This window comes from Mesorhizobium sp. M8A.F.Ca.ET.021.01.1.1 (assembly GCF_003998025.1).
GTDB lineage: Bacteria > Pseudomonadota > Alphaproteobacteria > Rhizobiales > Rhizobiaceae > Mesorhizobium.
The window spans coordinates 1-2,003 of the sequence record NZ_RZSJ01000825.1; the positions used below are offsets into that span (position 1 = coordinate 1).

A 2,003-nucleotide genomic window follows, 5' to 3' on the forward strand; every position below is an offset into this window, starting at 1 on the left:
GCATGACCTTTCCAGCAGCGGGGGCGACGTGGTCGATCACGCCAGCCGACTGCTCGAGGACTGGCGCACCACGATGGCCAGGAGAAGCGACAGCGATGTCGATCCGCTGGTGACGGTGATCAGGGAGGGCGGGCCATTCCATTGCCTTGGCGAGTTGCCGGGCTACCTCGAAAGGCTGCGCCGGACCGGCCGTGCGGCGGCCGCGTCCGAACTGGAGCAGCGACACCCGGCACCGCCGCCACGCCGCCAGTCCCTGAACTGAGGGACGAAGCTTTCCTCGCTTGATTGTGGGCGACTTATCGGCAGCAAGGCTGCGCCGAAGCGGAAGGCCCGCAACAGGCCTTGGCTTTTCTCTCTTCCTCGAGCCAACGGTCGCGCGGCTTGCAGCTTGCCGGCCGGGGCGAAAGGTCGACATGCACCGCGCCGCCGACGAGCCGGGGAAGGGCGGCCCGATACAGGGCGATCGGGCGCACGCCGTCGCTGACCTCGAAGGTCAGCCGGGCGGAAGGGTCGAGATCGACATGCTCCGTCACCTTGCGGATGATCGCCGAGAATTTTCCGGCCGGCATATGCGTGCGGTCCTCGTCGACGTCCCACAGCTGGACGAAGATCTCGGTCCAGGATTCGGGATTGGCGCCGCAATCCAGCGCGGCGAATGTGCCGGCCTTCACCTCGGTGACGTGGTAGCCGGGCTTCACCGGCCGGCCATCATGGAAAAACACCAGCTGCCTGTCCTCGTGGCCGGCCAGAAAGCCCAGCAGGCCAGCGATGGTGATGTCCTCGGGATCACCGGCGATGGCGGGGGTGGATTCAAATTCCCGATTGTCAGAGGCGAGCATGTGCGGTAATCCTCGTTTCAACATTTCTAGGATTGTTGAAATATGGATGAACGTCAAGCCCTGTCCGCATTCGCAGCCCTTTCGCAAGAAACACGACTGCGCATTCTGCGGCATCTGGTGATCGCGGGTCCGGATGGTATTGCCGCAGGCGCCATCGCCGAGAAGGTCGAGGTCTCGGCCTCGAATGTGAGCTTCCACCTGAAGGAGCTCGAACGGGCAGGGCTGGTAAGCGTGCGCCGTGATTCCCGCTCCATGGTCTATAGCGCCGAGTATGAAGCGCTGAGCGGGCTGATCCGCTTCCTGATGGAGGATTGCTGCTCCGGAAGGCCGGAAATCTGCGCGCCGGCGCTGGCGCCGGGCTGCTGTGCGGCCGATGCGCAAGAGGCGGCCCAATGACAGTCGAGCGCCAGTTCGACCTGCCGCGCCGTCTGGTCGCGGAAAGCCTTGGCACGGCGCTGCTGGTGGCTACGGTTGTCGGTTCAGGGATCATGGCGCGGTCGCTGACGGCCGACGGCGCACTGGCGCTTCTCTGCAACACGCTGCCAACCGGTGCGAGCCTCGTCGTGCTGATCACAATCCTCGGCCCAATATCCGGTGCCCATTTCAATCCGGCCGTGTCGCTCGTCCTGACGTTTTCGCGCCGGCTGTCGGCCGGCGACTGCGCCTGGTATATGCTGGCCCAGCTTACCGGCGGCATTGTCGGCACGGTGATCGCGCATCTGATGTTCGGCCTGGCGCCGCTGGCGCTGTCGACGCATGGCCGCACCGGCGCCGCGCAATGGCTTTCGGAGGGCGTCGCGACCTTCGGCCTGCTCGCCGTCATCCTGGCCGGCTTGCGCTTCGAACGCGCGGCCGTGCCCTGGCTGGTCGGCCTCTATATCACGGCTGCTTACTGGTTCACCGCATCGACGTCCTTTGCCAATCCCGCGGTCGCGGTGGCGAGGGCGCTCACGGAGACGTATTCGGGAATCAGCCCGGCAAGTCTTCCCGGCTTCATCGCCGCCGAGTTCGCCGGCGCCGGCTTCGCGCTGGCGTTGATGACGTGGCTGCTGCAGCCGCAATCCGAAATCCAACCTCTTGCCGTCGAGGCCGCGCCATGACCGTCACCGTCTACCACAATCCCGACTGCGGCACCTCGCGCAACACGCTTGCCATGATCAGGGC

General features: G+C 65.6%; 3 protein-coding genes and 2 pseudogenes. 4 read left to right on the forward strand and 1 reads right to left on the reverse strand.

The window, feature by feature from the left end:
• A pseudogene (locus EOA36_RS34380) lies at positions 1-262 on the forward strand (sulfatase); the annotation flags it as partial.
• Between the two features lie 34 nt (positions 263-296).
• Here the strand turns inward: EOA36_RS34380 and EOA36_RS34385 are convergent.
• Positions 297-839, reverse strand: a complete 543-nt coding sequence (locus tag EOA36_RS34385) for a DUF6428 family protein (protein WP_127281125.1) — start codon at positions 837-839, stop codon at positions 297-299.
• A 42-nt stretch (positions 840-881) separates the two neighbouring features.
• Here EOA36_RS34385 and EOA36_RS34390 point away from each other — a divergent pair, with 42 nt between their 5' ends.
• The 3 genes and pseudogenes from EOA36_RS34390 to EOA36_RS37865 form a co-directional block, all read left to right on the forward strand.
• Positions 882-1,235 carry a metalloregulator ArsR/SmtB family transcription factor gene (locus EOA36_RS34390; RefSeq protein ID WP_127281126.1) on the forward strand — a complete coding sequence of 118 codons (354 nt, stop codon included), beginning with the start codon at positions 882-884 and terminating at the stop codon, positions 1,233-1,235.
• Positions 1,232-1,939, forward strand: a complete 708-nt coding sequence (locus tag EOA36_RS34395) for an MIP/aquaporin family protein (RefSeq protein ID WP_127281127.1) — start codon at positions 1,232-1,234, stop codon at positions 1,937-1,939. The genes EOA36_RS34390 and EOA36_RS34395 overlap by 4 nt, the downstream gene beginning before the upstream one ends.
• Positions 1,936-2,003: pseudogene (locus tag EOA36_RS37865) on the forward strand (arsenate reductase (glutaredoxin)); the annotation flags it as partial. The gene EOA36_RS34395 and the pseudogene EOA36_RS37865, both read left to right, overlap by 4 nt.

Bases quoted from the DNA above. Each gene is read 5' to 3' on its own strand.
- EOA36_RS34395 (WP_127281127.1), top strand. From the start codon at position 1,232: ATGACAGTCGAGCGCCAGTTCGACCTGCCGCGCCGTCTGGTCGCGGAA.
- EOA36_RS34385 (WP_127281125.1), bottom strand. From the start codon at position 839: ATGCTCGCCTCTGACAATCGGGAATTTGAATCCACCCCCGCCATCGCC.
- EOA36_RS34390 (WP_127281126.1), top strand. From the start codon at position 882: ATGGATGAACGTCAAGCCCTGTCCGCATTCGCAGCCCTTTCGCAAGAA.